The sequence below is a fragment of the Brachybacterium sp. AOP29-B2-41 genome (assembly GCF_052378395.1).
Lineage (GTDB): Bacteria > Actinomycetota > Actinomycetes > Actinomycetales > Dermabacteraceae > Brachybacterium.
The window spans coordinates 249,703-268,276 of sequence record NZ_JBQSXR010000001.1 but is presented as its reverse complement, the minus strand read 5'-3'; the positions used below and the strand labels follow the sequence as shown (position 1 = coordinate 268,276).

At 71.5% G+C, this 18,574-nt stretch carries 16 protein-coding genes; 4 read left to right on the top strand and 12 right to left on the bottom strand.

All coding sequences use genetic code 11. The features are described from left to right. Complete coding sequence (locus ACT3T9_RS01260; protein ID WP_444605791.1) at positions 1-972, top strand: MsnO8 family LLM class oxidoreductase; 972 nt, start codon at positions 1-3, stop codon at positions 970-972. A gap of 71 nt (positions 973-1,043) precedes the next feature. Here the strand turns inward: ACT3T9_RS01260 and ACT3T9_RS01255 are convergent, their stop codons facing one another. From ACT3T9_RS01255 to ACT3T9_RS01205, 11 genes are all read right to left on the bottom strand, one after another. Then, the gene (locus ACT3T9_RS01255; protein ID WP_444605790.1) at positions 1,044-1,559 is read right to left on the bottom strand and encodes a GNAT family N-acetyltransferase; all 516 of its coding nucleotides are present in this window, start codon (positions 1,557-1,559) and stop codon (positions 1,044-1,046) included. Beyond that, a complete protein-coding gene (locus tag ACT3T9_RS01250; protein WP_444605789.1) occupies positions 1,556-3,280 on the bottom strand; it encodes a dipeptide ABC transporter ATP-binding protein in 1,725 nt (574 codons plus the stop codon). Before ACT3T9_RS01250 ends, ACT3T9_RS01255 begins: the two co-directional genes overlap by 4 nt. After that, on the bottom strand, positions 3,277-4,149 hold the full coding sequence (locus tag ACT3T9_RS01245; RefSeq protein WP_444605788.1) for an ABC transporter permease: 873 nt from the start codon (positions 4,147-4,149) through the stop codon (positions 3,277-3,279). The genes ACT3T9_RS01250 and ACT3T9_RS01245 overlap by 4 nt, the downstream gene beginning before the upstream one ends. Then, on the bottom strand, positions 4,149-5,159 hold the full coding sequence (locus ACT3T9_RS01240; RefSeq protein ID WP_444605787.1) for an ABC transporter permease: 1,011 nt from the start codon (positions 5,157-5,159) through the stop codon (positions 4,149-4,151). Before ACT3T9_RS01240 ends, ACT3T9_RS01245 begins: the two co-directional genes overlap by 1 nt. Then, positions 5,156-6,796, bottom strand: a complete 1,641-nt coding sequence (locus ACT3T9_RS01235) for an ABC transporter substrate-binding protein (protein ID WP_444605786.1) — start codon at positions 6,794-6,796, stop codon at positions 5,156-5,158. Before ACT3T9_RS01235 ends, ACT3T9_RS01240 begins: the two co-directional genes overlap by 4 nt. Next, positions 6,793-8,022: an aminotransferase-like domain-containing protein gene (locus tag ACT3T9_RS01230; protein WP_444605785.1), complete on the bottom strand. Its 1,230-nt coding sequence runs from the start codon at positions 8,020-8,022 to the stop codon at positions 6,793-6,795. Before ACT3T9_RS01230 ends, ACT3T9_RS01235 begins: the two co-directional genes overlap by 4 nt. After that, positions 8,019-9,479, bottom strand: a complete 1,461-nt coding sequence (locus tag ACT3T9_RS01225; protein ID WP_444605784.1) for an FAD-binding oxidoreductase — start codon at positions 9,477-9,479, stop codon at positions 8,019-8,021. Before ACT3T9_RS01225 ends, ACT3T9_RS01230 begins: the two co-directional genes overlap by 4 nt. Then, entirely contained in the window at positions 9,476-10,624 is a 1,149-nt protein-coding gene (locus ACT3T9_RS01220; protein ID WP_444605783.1) for a cation diffusion facilitator family transporter, read from the bottom strand. The genes ACT3T9_RS01225 and ACT3T9_RS01220 overlap by 4 nt, the downstream gene beginning before the upstream one ends. Next, positions 10,621-10,980 (bottom strand): ArsR/SmtB family transcription factor, encoded by a 360-nt coding sequence (locus ACT3T9_RS01215; RefSeq protein WP_441443448.1) that lies wholly within the window; start codon positions 10,978-10,980, stop codon positions 10,621-10,623. The genes ACT3T9_RS01220 and ACT3T9_RS01215 overlap by 4 nt, the downstream gene beginning before the upstream one ends. A gap of 181 nt (positions 10,981-11,161) precedes the next feature. Then, positions 11,162-11,611, bottom strand: coding sequence for a rhodanese-like domain-containing protein (locus tag ACT3T9_RS01210; protein ID WP_441443447.1), 450 nt, complete (start codon positions 11,609-11,611; stop codon positions 11,162-11,164). Then, positions 11,608-13,212, bottom strand: coding sequence for a DEAD/DEAH box helicase (locus ACT3T9_RS01205; RefSeq protein WP_442332199.1), 1,605 nt, complete (start codon positions 13,210-13,212; stop codon positions 11,608-11,610). The genes ACT3T9_RS01210 and ACT3T9_RS01205 overlap by 4 nt, the downstream gene beginning before the upstream one ends. 344 nt (positions 13,213-13,556) lie before the next feature. Here ACT3T9_RS01205 and ACT3T9_RS01200 point away from each other — a divergent pair, with 344 nt between their 5' ends. Next, positions 13,557-14,576, top strand: coding sequence for a LacI family DNA-binding transcriptional regulator (locus ACT3T9_RS01200; RefSeq protein ID WP_441443445.1), 1,020 nt, complete (start codon positions 13,557-13,559; stop codon positions 14,574-14,576). A gap of 110 nt (positions 14,577-14,686) precedes the next feature. Further along, positions 14,687-16,636, top strand: coding sequence for a glycoside hydrolase family 2 protein (locus ACT3T9_RS01195; protein ID WP_444605782.1), 1,950 nt, complete (start codon positions 14,687-14,689; stop codon positions 16,634-16,636). A gap of 43 nt (positions 16,637-16,679) precedes the next feature. Here ACT3T9_RS01195 and ACT3T9_RS01190 read toward each other — a convergent pair whose 3' ends face one another. Further along, entirely contained in the window at positions 16,680-17,156 is a 477-nt protein-coding gene (locus ACT3T9_RS01190; RefSeq protein WP_444605781.1) for a hypothetical protein, read from the bottom strand. A 404-nt stretch (positions 17,157-17,560) separates the two neighbouring features. Between ACT3T9_RS01190 and ACT3T9_RS01185 the strand changes: the two genes are divergently transcribed. Beyond that, positions 17,561-18,571 carry a GNAT family N-acetyltransferase gene (locus ACT3T9_RS01185; RefSeq protein WP_444605780.1) on the top strand — a complete coding sequence of 337 codons (1,011 nt, stop codon included), beginning with the start codon at positions 17,561-17,563 and terminating at the stop codon, positions 18,569-18,571. Positions 18,572-18,574: the final 3 nt, after the last annotated feature.

Below are 18,574 nucleotides of genomic sequence, written 5' to 3'. Positions count from 1 at the left end.
ATGAGGCTCTCCCTGCTCGACCGCTCCCGCACCCGCTATGGGCAGCCCGAGGCCGCCGCTCTCGAGCATTCGGTCCAGCGCGCGATCGACGTCGAACAGCTGGGCTATGAACGGTTCTGGGTCGCCGAGCATCACGCGGTGCCCGGGATCGCGAGCGGCGCCCCGGCGGTGCTGCTGGCGGCAGTCGGAGCCCGCACCGAGCGGATCCGGCTGGGCTCCGGTGGGGTGATGCTCCCCAACCATCGCCCGCTCGTGGTGGCCGAGCAGTTCCGCATGCTGGCCGCGCTGTACCCGGGCCGGATCGACCTCGGGCTCGGCCGGTCGCTGGGATTCACCGAGCCGGTCCGGCACGCCCTCGGCCGCCTCGAGACGAGCCCGGAGGACTTCGCCCGGGAGATCGCCGAGGTGCGGGGCCATCTCGAGGGCTCCGCGCCGCTCACCGCCCGGCCCGCCGACGCCGGCGAGGTGCCGGTGTTCGTGCTCGCGACCGGCAGCGGGGTGGACACCGCCGCCGCGCTCGGACTGCCGGTGGTGCTCGGCGGCCCCTTCCTGGACTCCCCGGAGCTGCCGGAACGCCTCGCCGCCTACCGCCGCAGCTTCCGACCGCATCGCGGCAGCGCGCCGCAGGTCATCGTCTCCGTCGATGCGCTGATCGCGGACACCGATGCAGAGGCTCGCGAGCTGGCGCTGCCGGAGGTGTGGGCGATGGCCCGCTCCCGCACCACCGGCCTGTTCGAGGCGCTCGAGCCCGTCGCACGGATCCGCGCGACGCACAGGAGCGAGAAGGAGGCGAGCCGGGTCGAGAGGGGCCTGGCGGCGACGGTGGCCGGGACGTCGGCGACGGTGCGAGCCCGGATCGAGGAGCTGATCGAGCGCACCGGCGCGCAGGAGGTGCTCGCGACCGGCGCGACCTATGACCGGAAGGCGCTCAGCGCCTCGGACCGTGAGCTCGCACAGCTGCTGGTGGGCTGAGCGCCCGCTCAGTCGACGTGCAGTCCGGCGCTCAGCAGGATGTTCCCGGCCACCAGGGCGTCTGGTGAGCGTCAGCCGACCGGGGCGGTCAGCCCCTTCCGGAAGCACACGCTGATGCCGTCGGCCGGATCGTAGGGGACGAACACCTCGGTGCGCTCCCACCCCTCATGCTCGTAGAGCGCGATCGCCTCGGGCTGGCGGTTGCCCGTCTGCAGGAACAGCTCGCCCGCACCGTGCTCGCGCGCCCCGTCCTCGAGCTGGGCGAGCACGGCGCCGGCCAGGCCCAGCCGGCGGTGGCCTGCGTCGATGAACAGGCGCTTGACCTCCCAGCGATCCGGCAGGCGGCGCAGGGTGCCCGTCGCCGCCACTGCGCCGTCCACCAGGACCAGCAGCACGAGGACGACGTCCTCGCTGCTCGGCGGTGCCGGTCGGGGCTCGTCCCCGCGCAGATCCGCATACCGGGGGCCGATCTCCGCGTCCATCGCGTCGCGGAGCGCGGCGCCGCGCGGGTCATCCCAGGTGGTGCGCTCCCAGGTGAGTGTGCGTCCGTCACGCAGCGTCGAGGCGTGATCGGTGGTGGCCGTCATGCCAGCGCCTCTGTCCGGTGCAGTCCTGCGGGGACGACGTCCGCCCGGGCGGGGATCGAGGCGATCAGGGTGCGCGTGTACTGCTCGCGCGGCGCTGCGAACACCTCCGCGACCGTGCCGGACTCGACCACCTCTCCACGGCGCAGCACTGTGAGCGTGTCCGCGAACTGCCGCACCACGCCGAGGTCGTGCGAGATGAACAGGTAGGTCAGCCCCAGGTCCCGCTGCAGGGTCGCGAGCACCTCGAGGATGCCCGCCTGCACGGTCACGTCGAGGGCGCTGGTGGGCTCGTCGAGCACCAGCACCTCCGGATGCAGGGCGAGGGCGCGAGCGATCGCGACCCGCTGGCGCTGCCCGCCGGAGAGCGCACCCGGTCGTCGGCCGCGCAGCGACGGCGGCAGCCGCACCGCATCCAGCGCCCACTGCGTGCGCTCGGCGCGCTCGGCCCTGTCGCCCACCCGGTACAGGTCCAGCGGCTCGCGCACGATCCTGCCGACGGTGAAGCGGGGATCCAGGGAGGTGAAGGGATTCTGATGGACGATCTGCAGGTGGCGGCGCACCTCGCGCAGCGCACTCGAATCCGAGGGGTCGACCTGGACCCCGCCCACGGCCAGGGCGCCCTCATCGACCGACTCGAGGCCCAGCAGGACCCGTGCGGCCGTGGACTTCCCCGAGCCGGATTCGCCGACGAGTGCGTGGGTGCGCCCGCGCGGGATCGTGAAGGAGACGTCCGCGAGGGCGCGGACCTCGCGGTGCCGGGAGCGGAAGGTGCGGGAGACGCCCCGCATCTCGACCTGCCCGTCGGTGTCGCTGAGGGGGTGGCGCTCATCGCGCTCTGCCTGCAGGGCCGCGAAACGATCGGGGTTCAGCCCCGGGACGTCCGCCTGCAGCGCGCGGGTGTACCCGGAGCGCGGGGCGGCGAACACGGCCCCCGTCGGCCCCGCCTCCTGGATGGTTCCGTCCTGCAGGACCACGACCTCGTCCGCCCGGGCGGCGGCGATCGCGAGGTCGTGGGTGATCAGCAGGACTCCGATCCCCAGCTCGCGCCGCAGGTCGTCGAGCAGGTCCAGGATCTGCTTCTGCACGGTCACATCCAGGGCGGAGGTCGGTTCGTCCGCGACCAGCAGCCGCGGCCCGGGCAGGATCGCGAGCGCGATGAGCACCCGCTGCAGCTGCCCGCCGGAGAGCTGATGCGGGAAGGAGTCCACGATCCGCTGCGGATCGGGCAGCCCCACCCTGTCCAGCGCCTCGAGCACGAGGGCCTCGCGCTCTGCACGGCTGCGGGCCCCGGGGACGAGGGCCGCGGCCTCGAGCGCCTGCGCGCCGATCGAGCGCACGGGGTTCAGGGAGGATCCCGGGTCCTGCGGCACGAAGCCCAGCACCCGGCCGCGCAACGCCAGGAACTCGCGATCTCGCAGGCCCGTGACCTCTCGGCCCTGGATGATGATCGAGCCGTCCACCCGGGCCCTGCGCGATCCGAGCAGGCGCAGCACCGCGCGGGCGATGGTCGATTTCCCGGAGCCGGATTCGCCGATCAGCGCCAGGGCCTGTCCCTCACCCACGGCGAAGGAGGCGCCATGGACCACCTCGGTGTCCCCGTAGGCGACGCTCAGCGCGCTCACCTGCAGCAGCGGAGGGGTCGGCGCCGCCTGCGAGGACGCGGCGGCGTGCTCGGAGCGGGCTGTGTCCGTGGTGTTCGTGGTGTTCTCGAGGGTGCTCATCGTGTTCTCTCCTGATCCAGCCAGCGGCTGATGCGGCTCACCGACAGCACGACGACGGCGATGACGAGGCCCGGCGCGATCACGAGCCAGGGGGCGTGCAGGAGGTGCTCGCGGCCGTCGGAGACGAGCAGACCCCAGTCGGAGGCGGGCGGCGGATCGCCGTAGCCCAGGAAGGCGAGCCCGGCGATCACGAGGATCGCGATGCCGAACTGCAGGATGGCGAGCGAGAGCACGGGGCGCAGGGCATTGGGCAGCACATGACGCACCAGCACGTACCCGGTGGAGCCTCCGTTCACGCGCGCCGCCTCGATGAACACGCTGGTGCGCACTCTCAGCACCTCGGAGCGCATCAGTCGGGCGAAGACGGCGACCGCGGAGACGCCGGTGGCGATCGCCGCGTTGCGGGTGTCGTATCCGAGGGCCGTCACCACCACGACGGCCAGCAGGAAGCCCGGGATCGCCAGGAGCACGTCGACCACGCGGCCGATCACCGCATCGACCCAGCCGCCCAGGTAGCCGCCCAGCAGGCCCAGCACGCCGCCCACCACCACACCGATGGTCACCGCGATCAGCGCACTGGTCATCGAGGAGGCGGAGCCGTGGACGATCCGGGTGAGCAGATCCCGGCCCAGGTGGTCCGTGCCCAGCCAGTACTGCCAGGACGGAGCGATGAACTTGTCGTCCGCGACGCCGACAGCTGGATCATGCCCGGTCAGCAGCCCGGGCACGATCGACCAGACGAGCACCACCGCGATCGTGGCGGCCGAGAGCAGCACCGTCACGGGCGGGCGGCGCCGCTCCGCGGGGCGGGACCGGGGCCGGGGCCGGGGCCCGAGGGTCGTTCCAGGGGTGAGGACCGAGGCACTCATCAGGACTCCTTCCGGACCCGCAGGCGCGGATCCAGCAGCGGGTAGAGCAGATCGATCACCAGGTTCACCACCACGAACACGGCCGCGGAGAGCACCACCGCGGCCAGCAGCACCGGGACGTCCTGGCTGCTGACGGCCTTCTGCACGACGGTGCCCACACCCGTGCGGCCGAAGATCGTCTCCGTGATCAGCGACCCGCCGAGCACCTCGCCGAGCACCAGGCCGACCACGGTCACCGTGGGCAGCAGCGACGGGCGCAGCAGATGCCGCACCACGACCTGGGAGGGCGGCAGTCCGCGCGAGAGCGCCACCTCCGCATAGTCCTGCCCGGCGGACTCGTCGAGCGCGGTGATGAACACCTGCGCGATCTGGGCGGAGACGGGGATCGCGAGGGTCAGTGCCGCGAAGACCGTGGAGCCGACGCTGTCCGCGTCCACCAGGCTGAACAGTCCCAGCCCGACCGCGAGCAGCTGGATAAGCACCAGGCCGATGAGGAAGTTCGGGGTGGACAGGAACACCGCGGGCAGGGAGCGCACGAACGAGTTCAGCGGACCTGCCGGCAGCAGCCGGGAGGCCAGCCCCAGCACCGCGGCGATGAGCACCGCGAGCGTGAGCGCCGTGACGGCCAGGGCGAGGGTCGAGGGGATCGCGGCAGAGAGGACCTCGGTGACCGGCTGAGAGGTGGACAGCGAGGTGCCCAGCTGGCCCCTCACGGCGTTGCCGAGCGAGACCAGCAGCTGCAGGAGCACCGGCCGGTCGAGCCCGTGGAAGGCCCGGACCTGCGCCTTCTCCGCCTCCGAATAACCGTTCTGCGGATTGTCGAGCTGCGCGGAGATCGGGTCCCCGGGGATCGCGGCGAGCACCAGGAACACGAGCACATAGGCCAGGGCGATGACCACGAGGGCCTGTCCGGTGCGGCGCAGCGCGAAGGAGGCGTAGCGGCGGGCGGAGCTCGCGGTGAGGGATGCGCGAGGGCGGGCCTGAGCGGGGCGGAGGACCGATGCGCTCATGCCGCAGCCTCCTTCGTGGCCGCGTGGTACGAGGGGATCGCGACCGCGTTGAAGGTGATGCCCCTCAGCTCCGGGGACTGCACGTAGATGCGCTGCACGTTCTGCTCGAGCGGGATGAAGTAGGCCTGCTCGAGCACATGGCGCGAGAGCTCTTCGACCACGCCCGCCCGATCCTCGCGCGAGGCGGCCCCGGCGACCGCGTCGCGGAGCCGTACGAGCTCCGCGTCCGAGGAACCCACCTGGAACCAGTCCTCGCCCTCGTCCGTGATCACCCCTGCGACGGTGCCCACATCCACGAAGCTGCGGGTCACCTCCGCGACGCCCTGGGTGGGATCGTTGGTGACACGTTCGGTCCAGGTGGGGATGTCCAGCTTCTGGGTGTGCACCCGGATGCCGAGCCGGCCCAGGTGCTGGCCGATCAGCTCCGCCTCGGGCACGGAGCCGGTGAGATACGGGGTGGGGTAGATGGTGAAGCCGAGCTCCTCGCCGTCCCTGGTGCGGTAGCCCTCCGCGCTGCGCCCGGTCCACCCGGCCTCGTCCAGCAGCTGCGCGGCCAGCTCCGGGTCGTACTCGAACAGCTCGGTGAGGTCCGTCGTCTCCGGCACCCCGGACTGCAGCCAGCTGGTGGCCGGCTCCCAGGCATCGGTGAACACGGTGCGCAGGATCTCCGCGCGATCGATGCCGCGGGTGAAGGCCTGCCGCACTCGCACGTCGTCGAAGGGCGCCACCGTGGTGCGCAGGCTGTAGCCGTGCACGAAGCCCAGATAGCGGGGCACCTCGATGTGGAACCCGGCCTCGGTGAAGGCGTCCAGCACCTGCGGGTTCACGTTGTAGGAGATGTCGGTCTGGTGGGCGCGGGCGGCTGAGGCCCGCAGGGTGTCGTCCGGCAGCACGGAGAAGGTGAGAGCGGAGAGCTGCGCGGGCCCGCTCGTCCCCAGCGCCTCGGGCGCCCAGTCGTAGTCCTCCCGGCGCACCAGGCGCACATGGTCGCTCGCCGCCCACGATTCCAGCACGAACGGCCCTGAACCGATCTGAGCGGCGAGATCGGACTGCTCCTCGAGGGAGGCGGCGATGCTCGAGGGTGCCATCAGCTGGCAGCCGTGGTACCCGAGGGTGGGCAGGAACGAGAGGGTCGGGGCGGTGAAGGTGACTCGCACGGTGTGGTCGTCGAGCGCTTCGGCGCCCTCATAGGTGCCGCCCGGAAACAGGCCCACCCGGGCGATGCCCTCGTCGGGCCGGCCCACGGCCCATGCCTCGAGGTTCGCGAGCACCGCGGCGGCGTCCAGCGGCGTGCCGTCGGAGAAGGTGACTCCATCGCGCAGGTGCAGGACGTACTCGGTCGCGTCCGCGTTCTGCTCCCAGCGGGTGGCGATCCACGGGGAGACCTTGCCCTCGGCGTCGGTGTGCACGAGCTTGTCCGTGAGCTGCTGCCATACGTTCGCCTCGTAGCTGGAGATCGCGCTCTTGGAGGGCACCCAGCCGCCGTCGAGGTTGCTGATGAGGAATGTCAGCTCATCCACGCGCACGGCGGACTCCGCCCCGGCGCGGTCCGCGACGCAGCCGGCCAGGGGGAGCGCCGCGAGGCCCAGGGCTCCGACTCCCAGTGTCTGCAGGACCGCACGGCGCGATGCCCTCATCGCCGGGCCTCGGGATCGGCGAGCGCCTCGACCAGGCGCTCAGCCCCCGCACGCAGCTGCTCGGGCGGCAGATGGCTGATGCCGATCCGCAGCCGCCCCCGGTCATCCTCGGTGTCGTGCCCGAAGAAGTACCGGCCCAGCGCCGCGTCGGTGCCGTAGCGGGTGCGGGCGAGCTGCAGGGCGGCGGCCAGGTCGATACCCGTGTCGAGCACATGCGTCCACAGGAAGATGCCGCCGGTGCGGTGGTCGGTCTCGACCCCGCCCGGCACGCCCGCGTCGAGCAGCGCGGCGACCAGATCGAAGCGTCGGGCGTAGGCAGAGCGGGCCCGGTCGGCGATCCGATCGAAGGCGCCCTCCTCCGCGACATTCCCGGCGGCGCCGACCACCCGCTCGACGAGCGCCTGCACCACGGCCGAGGAGTGCTGGTCCTGGTTCGCGCGCAGGCGGGTCACCGGGGCCAGCAGCCAGTCGGGCAGGACCAGCCAGCCCAGCCGCAGGCCCGGCCCGAGCACCTTGGAGAAGGTGCGCACGTGGACCACGCGGTCCGAGTCCAGCGGGTAGTCCGCAGGGACCGCACCGTCGAAGGCGAGGCCGTGGTAGGCGTTGTCGGAGACGATCACGAACCCGAAGTGCTCGGCGAGCTCGACCAGTCGCTCCCGCTGGGCGAGCGGGGTGACGAAACCGGTGGGGTTGTGGAAGTCCGGCACCGTGTACAGCAGCTTCGGGTGCGCCCCGGCCGCCAGCTGCGCCTCGAGCGTGGCGAGGTCGAAGCCGTCCGGCCCCAGGTGCAGCGGGAGCAGGCGCGGCTCGTGGTGCTGGAGGTCGCGGAAGATCAGCGGATAGGTGGGGTCCTCGACGATGATCTCGTCGCCGCGGTCCAGCAGGGCGTCGAACACGAGGGAGAGGCCATGGAAGGCACCGTTGGTGACCAGCACGCGGGAGGGATCGACCCCTTCGCGGCGAGCGATCCAGGCGCGCAGCCCCTCGCGCCCGGTGGGCTGGGAGTACTGCAGGGCGCCGACGAGGGCCGCGGGATCGGCGGCGAGCTCCTGGGAGGCGGCGCCGATCTGGGCGAGCGGGAGCAGGTCCGCGCTCGGCGCCCCGCCGAGGAGGGGCACCGCGCCCGGGCCGGGAGCACGCCGGGGGCCGAAGCCGCGGGAGTGGTCCTCGCGGGCGGCGAGGTCCGAGAGCAGGATGCTCGGATCGAGGCGGGTCGTCGTGGTCATAGTGCCTTCCCAGGGTTGAGCAGGTTCCGGTGGTCGAAGACGGATTTCAGGCCGCGCTGGAGGGTGCGAGAGGCGGGGGAGAGCTCGAGATCGAGCCAGTCGTGCTTGGCGGTGCCGATGCCGTGCTCGCCGCTGATGGTGCCGCCGAGGGCGACGGCGGTGCGCACGAGCTCGTCGGCCGCAGCGAGGAGCGGCGCGGGCAGCGCCGCCGAGGCGTCCTGCCCGGGCAGGGGGAGGGAGAGCGAGGGATGGAGGTTGCCGTCCCCGGCGTGGGCGACGGCCGAGGTGCGGATCCCGTGGACCCTGCCCAGACGCTCGAGCTCGGCGAACATCTCCGCGAGGTGCGACTTGGGGACGGCGACGTCCTCCCCGAGGCGGGCGTGGCCCGCGCCGGAGCCGCGGCCGGAGCGACGCAGCTCCCACAGGGTCGCGGCCTCGGTCTCGTCGCCGATCACCTGCACCTCGCCACCGGCACCGCGCAGGGCCGTGACGAGGTCACGGGTCTGCTCCTCGATGCCGTAGCCGTCGAGCTCGATCAGCAGCAGGGCTGAGTCTCCGGCGGAGAGGCCGGCGCCGGTGTTCTCGTCGATGTCCTCGAGGGAGCCGTGATCCAGCAGCTCGGTCGCGGCGGGGCGCACCGGGCTGAGGGAGATCGCCCCCACGCCCTCGGTCGCCGCGGAGGTGCTCGGGAAGCGGGCGGTCAGCGTGCGCCGTGCCACCGGGAGGGGGCGGATCTGCACGGTGGCTGCGACGATCACCGCCAGGGTCCCCTCCGAGCCGATCAGCAGCTGGGTGAGGTCCAGACCGGTCACGCCCTTGAGCGAACGATGTCCGGTGCGCAGCAGCGTCCCGTCGGCCAGCACCACCTCGAGCGCCAGCACGGACTCCCGGGTCACGCCGTACTTCGCGCAGCGCAGGCCGCCCGCGTTGGTGGCGATGTTCCCGCCGAGGGTGGACAGCGTGGCGCTGGCCGGATCCGGGGCGTAGAAGAAGCCGTGGGGCGCGAGGGCGCGGGAGAGGTCCGCGGTGATGACCCCGGCCTCGACCACGGCGACCTCGTCGCGCGGATCGATCTCGCGGATCCGGGTGAGGCGCTCGAGGCCCAGCACGATCGCGCCGTCCATGGGGGTGGCGCCGCCGGACAGCCCGGAGCCCGCGCCGCGGGGCACGACCGGCGTGCCGGTCTCCTGGGCCAGGCGCAGGGTGGCCTGCACCTCCTCGACATCGCGGGGGAGTGCGACCAGGAACTGGGTCCCGGGGGCGCTCTTCACGGCGTAGTCGCCGCCGTACCGGGCCGCAGGGGCGGTGAGCACGCTGTCCTCGCCGAGAACACGGCGCAGCCGATCGGCCAGAGCGGTGAGATCACTGGGTGCGGTGAGATCACCGGCTGCGGTGAGATCACCGGAGGGGGTGAGGACACCGGGTGCGGCGGAGGGTGCGGGAGGCGCAGGGGTCACGGATGCTCCTGGGTTGCGGACGAGGCGCGGCGCGAGGCCGTGCCCCATCCTGGAACCCCCAGAGCCATAAGTTCAAGCGATGCCCGCCATAAGTCTGAAGATGACGGCGCGTGTGTGGCGAAGTATGGCGCAGGTCCCGCCCGTAATGGGCCGGTGGTCGTTGTGCCCGGCTCCGGCGGCCGGGTCGGGTCATGGTCGTCACCATGGATCGGGACGTGCTGCTCGGGGATGTCCTCATAGGACGCCGGATCGGAGATCGGCTCGAGATGGGTGAGCACGGTGAGGTCCGGCAGGCAGTCGCGCAGCTCGTCCTCGAGCCCCTCGATGTAGTCGTGGCCGCGCTTGACGGTCCACTCGTCCGGCACCAGCACGTGCACGTTCATGTACTTCTGCTGGCCGGCCTCACGGGTCTGCAGCCCGTGGAACGTGATGGTGCCGTCGGTGCGGCGGCGCAGCACTTCGGTGATGACCTCGTGGTCCTCCTCCGGCAGCGCCTTGTCCAGCAGGCCTGAGACCGCCTCGTTCAGCAGCCCGATGCCGGTGACGATGATGTTCACGCCCACCGCGAAGGCGACCAGCGCATCCAGTCTCTCCCAGCCGGTCAGAGCGACCAGGCCCACCCCGATGAGGATCCCGGCGCTGGTGACCACATCGGTCATCAGGTGCTTCCCGTCGGCCCGCAGGGTGATCGAGTTGTGCTCCTTCCCGGCGCGCATCAGCACCAGCGAGACCCCGCCGTTGATCAGCGAGGCGATCACGACGATCACCAGGCCGATGCCGAGGTTCTCGAGCGGCCGCGGGTTGATGAAGCGTTCGACGGCGGTGACCATGATGACCGCGGCCGCCACGAAGATCATCAGCCCCTCGACGGCGGCCGAGAAGTACTCGGCCTTGGCCCGGCCGTAGAGGAAGCGCTCGGTGGCGGGGCGGGCGGCGACCGTCAGCGCGATGAGGGCGACCACGGCGGCGACCAGGTTCACCGTGGACTCCGCGGCGTCGGAGAGCAGGCCGACGGAGTCGGTCATCGCCCAGGCGCCCGTCTTCAGGGCGATGGTGATGACTGCGGCGACGATCGAGAGCCACGCGAATCTGCGCAGATCCACGCGCTTGCCCGCGGCAGGGGTGGTCGGAGCGGGGGCGGTCATGCGCGGGAATCCTTCGTGGTCGGATCGGGGGCGAGGGTGCCGTCGGGTGCGATGTGCTCGAAGATCTGCTCGACCAGGGAGAGGACGTGCGGATCTTCCACCGTGTAGTAGCTGTGGCGGCCCTCGCGGCGAACGGAGACGATCCCGGCCAGGCGCAGCTTGCTCAGATGCTGACTGGTGGTGGGCAGGCTGAGCCCGACCTTCTCGGCAAGGGTGCCCACATCGAAGTGGCCGCCGCTCATGAGGCGCACCAGATGCAGCCGTGAGGGGCTCGCCAGCAGGGCGAAGGTGTTCGCCGCGGCGGCGAGCTGCGGCGCGGTGGGGGAGGAGCCCGCAGGGGGTCCCGGAATCGTCATGGGTCCAGGATCCCAGCGGTTCCATAGTTGCGCAATAAGCGAAGTGAGGTTGTGGGGCATGCCGCAGTCGGGCGCTGGCGGGTGCAGGGAGCAAGACGACAGAGAGCAGGACGGCGGGGAGCGGACGATGCCCGAAGGTCGTCCTCTCCCCGCCGTCCTCTCCCCGCCGTGCAGGTGCGGGTCAGTCCACGCTGCGAGCGGGCTCCGCCTGGATCGGCAGGCCAGCATCGCGGTAGGCCCGGAAGCCGCCGATCAGATCCGTGGCACGGTGGAAGCCGAGGTCACGCAGGTCGCGGGCCGCGAGCGAGGAGTAGTACCCCTCGTTGCAGACCACGACGACCAGATCATCATGCTCCGGCCCGTCCGCCATCCGGTGCGCACTGCTCGGATCAAGCCGCCATTCGAGCACCAGGCGCTCGATGACGGTGGCTCCGGGCAGATGCCCCTCGGACTCCCGGGTCGCGGCCGAGCGGATGTCGATCACGTGCGCCCCCTGCGCCTGAGCGGTGAGGAGGTCCTCCGGCGTGAGCCGATGGACGCCCTGCCGGGCAGCCTCGAGCACCTCGTCGATGCTGTGCGGCGCAGGCGCTCCGGCGCGGCGTCGACCGCCGGCCGGGGCGGTGCTGCTCACCGCTTGCGACCGGAGGAGAAGGAGGCGAGACCGCCGCCGACGGAGTTGCCGGTGCCGCCGCCGTCGGAGCTCGTGGAGTAGCGGGACGGAGCGCCCTGGCCCTGACGGCGCGCGCCGGAGGCGCTGCCGCCCTGCCCGCCCTGGCCGCCACGGCGACCGCCGCCCTGACCGCCGCCGCCCTGACCGCCACGGCCCTGACCGCCGGCGCCCTGGCCGCGTCGGCCCTGACCCCCGCGACCCTGACCCTCGGTGCGGGTCTCCTCGCCCTGACCGCCACGGCGGGCGCCGCCGCCCTGTCCGCCGCCCTGACCGCCACGGCCCTGGCCGCCACCCTGGCCCCCGCGACCCTGACCGCCGGAGCGTCCGCGACGCTCCCCGTTCATGCGGGCCTGGTCGAGCTCGGGCTCGGGCTGGCGGGGCTCATGGGTGGCCACTCGCTCGCCCGGGGCGAGCGAGGACAGCACCGGGCTGGTGGGCTGCACCTGGGAGTGGTACGTGGGGGTGATCCCGGCCTTGCGCATCAGGTCGCTGACATCGCGCTTCTGATCCGGGGTCTGCACGGTGATCACGGTGCCCGATTCGCCGGCGCGGGCGGTGCGACCCGAGCGGTGCAGGTACGCCTTGTGCTCGACGGGCGGATCGGCGTGGACCACGAGGGCCACATCGTCGACGTGGATGCCGCGGGCGGCGATGTCGGTGCAGACCATCGTCGTCGCGGTGCCGTCGCCGAATGCCTCGAGGTTCCGGGTGCGGGCGTTCTGCGAGAGGTTGCCGTGCAGGTCCACCGCATCGACGCCGCGCGCGCTGAGCTTGCGGGCGAGGTTCTTCGCGCCGTACTTGGTGCGGGTGAACATGATGGTGCGCCCGGGTGCGGCGGCAAGATCACGCAGCACATCGAAGCGGGTGGTGGCGGCGACCTCGAGCACGTGGTGCTCCATGGTGCCCACCGGGCTGGTCGCCGGATCCGCGGAGTGGGTGACCGGCTCGTGGAGGAACTCCTTGACCAGCTTGTTCACCCCGGAATCGAGGGTTGCGGAGAACAGCATCCGCTGGCCCTTCGACGGCGTCTTGGCGAGGATCTTGCGGACCATGGGCAGGAAGCCCATGTCAGCCATGTGGTCAGCCTCGTCGATGACGGTGATCTCGACGGCACCGAGGTCCACGTGACCCTGGTTCATGAGGTCGAGCAGACGGCCGGGGCAGGCGACGAGCACGTCGACGCCGCTTGCGAGGGCCTTCACCTGGGGGTTCTGGCCCACGCCGCCGAAGACGACGGTGCTGCGCAGATCGGCGGCCAGCTCGAGCGGCTTCAGCGACTCGGCGAGCTGCGAGGCGAGCTCACGCGTCGGCGCGAGGATCAGGGAGCGGGGGCGGCGCGCGACGCGACGGCGGGGCTCCGCGATCAGGCGGGCCACCAGCGGCAGCAGGAAGGCGTAGGTCTTGCCCGAGCCGGTACGGCCCCGGCCCAGCACGTCCCGGCCGGCCAGCGAGTCGGGCAGCGTCGAGGCCTGGATCGGGGTGGGCTGGGTGATGCCTCGCGGCGCGAGCGCCTTGATGAGGGCGGCGGGCACGCCGAGGCGTGCGAAATCAGGGGTGGTCACGAAAGGTGATCCGTTCTGCTCAGTGCATCCCACCCGGGGCATCGTCGCACGGCACTGCCCAGGGGCAGTGATCCTCGGCCGACGCTGTCTCCGCAGCGGAGCCAGCCGATCGCGTGGATCGGGGCTGCCTGTGCGGGACCTGTGCCGCGGCGGGAGGACGGCACTGCCAACCACACTACGTCCAGGCCAGCTCGGTGGCGATGAAGCGGGCCCGTGGTGTGAGATACCACCGGGTCGCCGACGATGCGGTGGGATGTGCCGGGTGCCCGCGTTCTCACGTGGGACACAAGGGCACCCTCCGGTAGCCTCCTGCGCAAGCATTCATCCCGTTTCCAGGAGGGCCGATGACACGTCGCGTCAGCATCAAGGACGTCGCCCTGCACGCCGGAGTCTCCTGGAAGACCGTCTCCAATGTGGTCAATGATCGCCCCGTGGTGCGGGACGAGACCCGCGCCCGCGTGCGGCTGGCGATCGAGGAGCTCGGCTACGTGCCCAATCATGCGGGCAGGGAACTGCGCGGCGGGCCCACCCGGACCATCGCGCTGGTGGTGCCGGAGCTGCAGAACCCCTATTTCGCACGCCTCGCCGAGCGCATGCAGGTCGCGGCTCGCGACCGGGGGTACACCGTCAGCGTCGAGGTGTCCCTGGGCAGCGCCCCGACGGAACGGGCCCTGGTGCGCGGCCACACGCCCCGGCCCGTGGATGCGGTGATCATCTCCCCCTCCGCGCTGGTGCCGGCCGATCTGCTCCCCTCCGGCGGGCCCCGGGTGGTGCTGCTGGGCGAGATGCTGCCCGCAGCACCGGAGGTCTCCCATGTGGCGATCGACAATGCCGCCTCAGCCGCCGACGTGGTGCGCCACCTGGTCGATCAGGGGAGGCGGCGACTGCTGTTCCTGGGCGGCGACGGCGCCGTCCGCTCCACGGCCACCGACCGCCTCACCGGATTCCGGGCCGCACTGCGATTCGCCGGGGTGCCGATCGTGCCCGAGCTGATCCGCACCGTGACGAAGTGGAGCCGCGAGGCCGGGTGGCGAGAGCTGGAGGCCGTGCTCGCGGCCGGGCTCGAGGTGGACGCGGTGGTGGCCGGCAACGATCTGCTGGCCCTGGGCGCTCTGCGCGCGCTCGCCCAGCGCGGCGTCGCCGTGCCCGAGCAGGTCGCGGTGGTGGGGTGGGATGACATTCCGGAGGCCACCTGGGCATCCCCCTCGCTGACCACGGTGGCCCCGGACCTCGAGGCCCTGATCTCCGCCGCCCTGGATGCCGCACTGGCCGAGGCTGGAGGAGCGGCGTCAGGCGGCGCGGAACTGGTGGTCGGGCACCGACTCATCGAGCGCGGATCCACCGGCGTCCGAGAGCAGGATTGATTGCGAGGGCATCCCACGGGAAGGCTGAATTCCCACGTTGCAATCCCAGGCGAGATGCGCTTGACTGGACGCGCCCGATCAGTGCCGATCTCGTGCCGAGGAGCCGCCCTATGACCGCTCAGACCCCCACCCTGCCCGCGCAGCTCGCCGCCCTGTTCGCCCGGGCCGATGAGCTCGCTGCCATCCTGGACGCCCCGCCGTCGGCCGCTGGAGTCCCCCGGCCCGAGCATCCGCGGCCCCAGTTGCAGCGCCCCGCCTGGCTGAGCCTCAACGGGACCTGGCAGTTCGAGATCGACCAGGGCGACTCCGGTCGGGAGCGTGGGCTGCTGGAGCGCGAGCTCGCGCAGACGATCACCGTGCCCTTCGCGCCGGAGACCGAGGCCTCCGGGATCGGGAACCGCGATTTTCTGAACGCCGTCTGGTATCGGCGCACCGTCACCATTCCCGCAGACTGGGACGGCTTGCGCCCGATCCTGCGCTTCGAGGCCGTCGACCACGACACCACGGTCTGGGCCGACGGTGTCGAGGTGGCCCGCCACCGAGGCGGCTTCACCCCCTTCGCGGCGGACCTCTCGAGCGTGCCCGGCGTCGGCCCCGGCTCCGAGGTGGAGATCGTGGTCCGTGCCCGCGACCCGCATGACGTCCCCCAGGCCCGCGGCAAGCAGTCCACCTGGTTCCACGCCACCCACGCCAGCTACCACCGCACCACCGGCATCTGGCAGAGCGTCTGGCTCGAGGGCGTCCCCCTCGACGAGATCCGCTCCCTGCGGATCGTCCCCTCGCTCGGCGGCCGTGCCTTCTCCCTCGCCGCGCCGCTTGCGCGCACCACCGGCGGCACGCGCCTTGAGGTCGTCGCCTCCGTGCCCGGCGGCGAGGAGGTCGCACGCGCCGAGGTGCGGGCTGATCTCGATCTCGCCCCGCACCTCCAGCTGGTGATCCCCGAGGATAAGGTGCGGATCTGGGGACCCGGTGCCCCGGAGCTGTACTCCCTCACCGCGCGCCTCCTGGACGCGGACGGCGCGGTGCTCGATGAGGTCCGTTCCTATGCGGGCCTGCGCGCGACCACCCTGCGCGACCACGAGTTCCGGATCAACGGTGAGAAGGTCTTCCAGCGCCTCGTGCTCGACCAGGGCTACTGGGAGGAGACGTTCATGACCTCCCCGGCCGACGAGGCGATGACCACCGACATCCGCCTCGCCCTCGAGGCCGGGTTCAACGGCGCCCGCCTGCACCAGAAGGTCTTCGAGCAGCGGATGCTGTTCTGGGCGGATCTGCACGGCTACCTGGTCTGGGGCGAGTTCGGGGACTGGGGCATCTCCGGCCACGGCCCGATGGGCGACAACCAGCAGCCCACTGCGACGTTCATCGGCCAGTGGATCGAGGCCGTCGAGCGGGATCTCAGCCATCCCAGCATCATCGGCTGGTGCCCGCTGAACGAGACCCATCAGGTGAGGCATGACCAGCTCACCCAGCTCGATGACGTCACCCAGGCGATGTACGACGCGACCAAGCTCGCCGACCCGTCCCGCCCGGTCCTGGACGCCTCCGGCTACTCCCACCGGGTGCGCGGCGCCGACATCTATGACTCCCACTCCTACGAACAGGATGTGGAGCGCTTCCGCGTCGAGCAGTCCGGGCTGGCGGACGGCACCCCCTGGGCGAACCGTCGCGAGCTCGCCCCGGATGAGATGCCCTTCGCCGACGGGACCTTCTCCCTGCCCTTCGCCGGCCAGCCCTATTTCGTCTCCGAGTACGGCGGCATCTGGTGGAACGAGCAGGAGGCCCGGGAGGCACAGGAAGCCGAACGCGCTGGCAACAACGCCGCCGAGTCCTGGGGCTACGGCGAGCGGGTGCGCAGCGAGGAAGAGCTCTATACGCGGTTCGAGGGACTCACCCGGGTGCTGCTCGAGGACCCGCTCATGTTCGGCTACTGCTACACGCAGATGACGGACGTCTTCCAGGAGAAGAACGGCGTGGTCGACTTCGACCGCGGCCGCAAGCTCGACCTCGCCCGACTGCGTGCGGTGCAGGAGAAGCCGGCTGCGTACGAGCAGGACTGAGCATCGCGGTGCCGGGGCGTCGTGCCGACGTCCCGGCGAGGGCTCAGCCCTGGCCCACCAGGGTGACGACCATGACCGGCGAGGCCTGCGCGAGCCAGACCCGGGCCCGCCACCCGTCGACGGCGATCTCGCCCGCCGCCGCAGGGCACTCCACGTAGTCCTCCTCGCCGAGCTCCTGAGCCAGCTCGTCGACGACGTCCGGCACGCTCACGGACCCGTCCGGGCATAGCGCACGGAAATTGTTCATGACCTGGTCAGTCGTGCTCAGGCGGGCATCGACCCAGTACGTCGAGGGGCCGGGGGCCCCGGAGCCCAGGGTCCCCGAGTACCAGAGGAACTCGGCGTCCTCGGGCAGATCTCTGGTTCTTTTCTGCACTGGTGCAGGATCGGTCTGCGCGGACTTGTCGATGTTCTTCGCCGGCACGGGGACCTCCTCGGGATCGAGCAGTGAACAGGATGTGAGGGCGAGCGATGCGATCACGCCCGCGATGACGCGGCGGGGGAATCGGGGATCATTCATGGCGCACTGATCGTGGCACTGTCCGGAGCTTCGCCTTCCAGCTGGCGAGACTCATGTGGTCGCCGATACCCATGTGATCGCGTCCTCCCCCTTCATTGCTCCCCAGTCATTGCTCCCCAGAGCTCACCATGATTGCTGATCCCAATGATCGATGCCGCATGGAGAAATACTCACCAGGTCTCCGAGCTCGGGTACTTACTTGTAGACATTTACGCTTGTGGACACTTACGACACCCTCCGCAAGGAAATCGTCTCCGCTCCTCCCTCGACGACGCCGCCGAGATCGTGCAGCCGGTACTCACAGAGCACGGATCCGGGGAGCTGCGGGATGTCGCGCAGGAGGGCGTCGAACGGCATCTCATCGCCTGCCTGCGGTGCCCGCGGCACCCGACTACGCTGTTCCGGTGACCTCCACCGACACCGTGATGACCCGCAGCCCGCTCACCCTTGACGACGTCCCCGCGCTCACCGCGCTGATGAATCGCATCGACGTGGCGGATGAGCTCGGTGAACCTGCCGAGGAGCCCAGCATCCGGGAATGGCTCACGATGCCCGGGCTCGATCTGAGCGAGGACACCCTCGCGCTCCGCGATGGGGATGAGCTGATCGGCTTCGCCGCCGTCGACGTCCACACCTCGCTGGACCGCGACGGCCGCGTGCGCTGCCAGCTGATGGGTGGGGTCGATCCCGCCCACCGTCGCCAGGGCCTGGGTGCGGAGCTGTTCGAATGGGCCGAGAGCCGCGCCGCGCAGCTCGCCGCCGAGCGTCACTCCGCGGAGGCCGACGCGATCTTCCGTGTCTCCGGAGGCCGTGACCCGGACCTGTACGCGCGGGAGGACGCCCCGCTCACCGGCGGCGCCGACGTGCGCCCGCTGATCGAACGGCGCGGCTACCGCCGAGCCCGCAGCTGGCTCGTCATGGTCCGCGACCTCCCCGGGGCGGCGCTTCCCTCCTTCGAGCGGGAGCAGGTGCAGGTGATCGCGCCCGAGCACGATCACGCCGAGGCCACCCGGCTCGCCCATATCGATGCCTTCGACGACCATTGGGGCTCGGCTCCGGTCCCGCCGGAGCGCTGGAACATCTGGTGGTCCTCCCACACCGCTCGTCGCGAGCTCTCCAGCATCGCGCTCGACGCGGAGGGCACCGTGCTCGCCTACGTCATCACCTCGGAGGACAAGCCCGGCGTGCTGCACATCGCGCTGGTGGGCACCCGCCCCGGGGCACGTGGCAGGGGCCTTGCGCGGGCGGTCATCGCCCGCACCCTCACCGCGGCGGCCGACGCCGGATATGCCAAGGCAGAGCTCGAGGTCGACGCCGAGTCCCTCACCGGTGCGACCCGCCTCTACGACGCCCTCGGCTTCGCCCGCGACGCTGTCTACGGCACGTTCGAGAAGCCTGTCGGCCGACTGGTCTGAGGA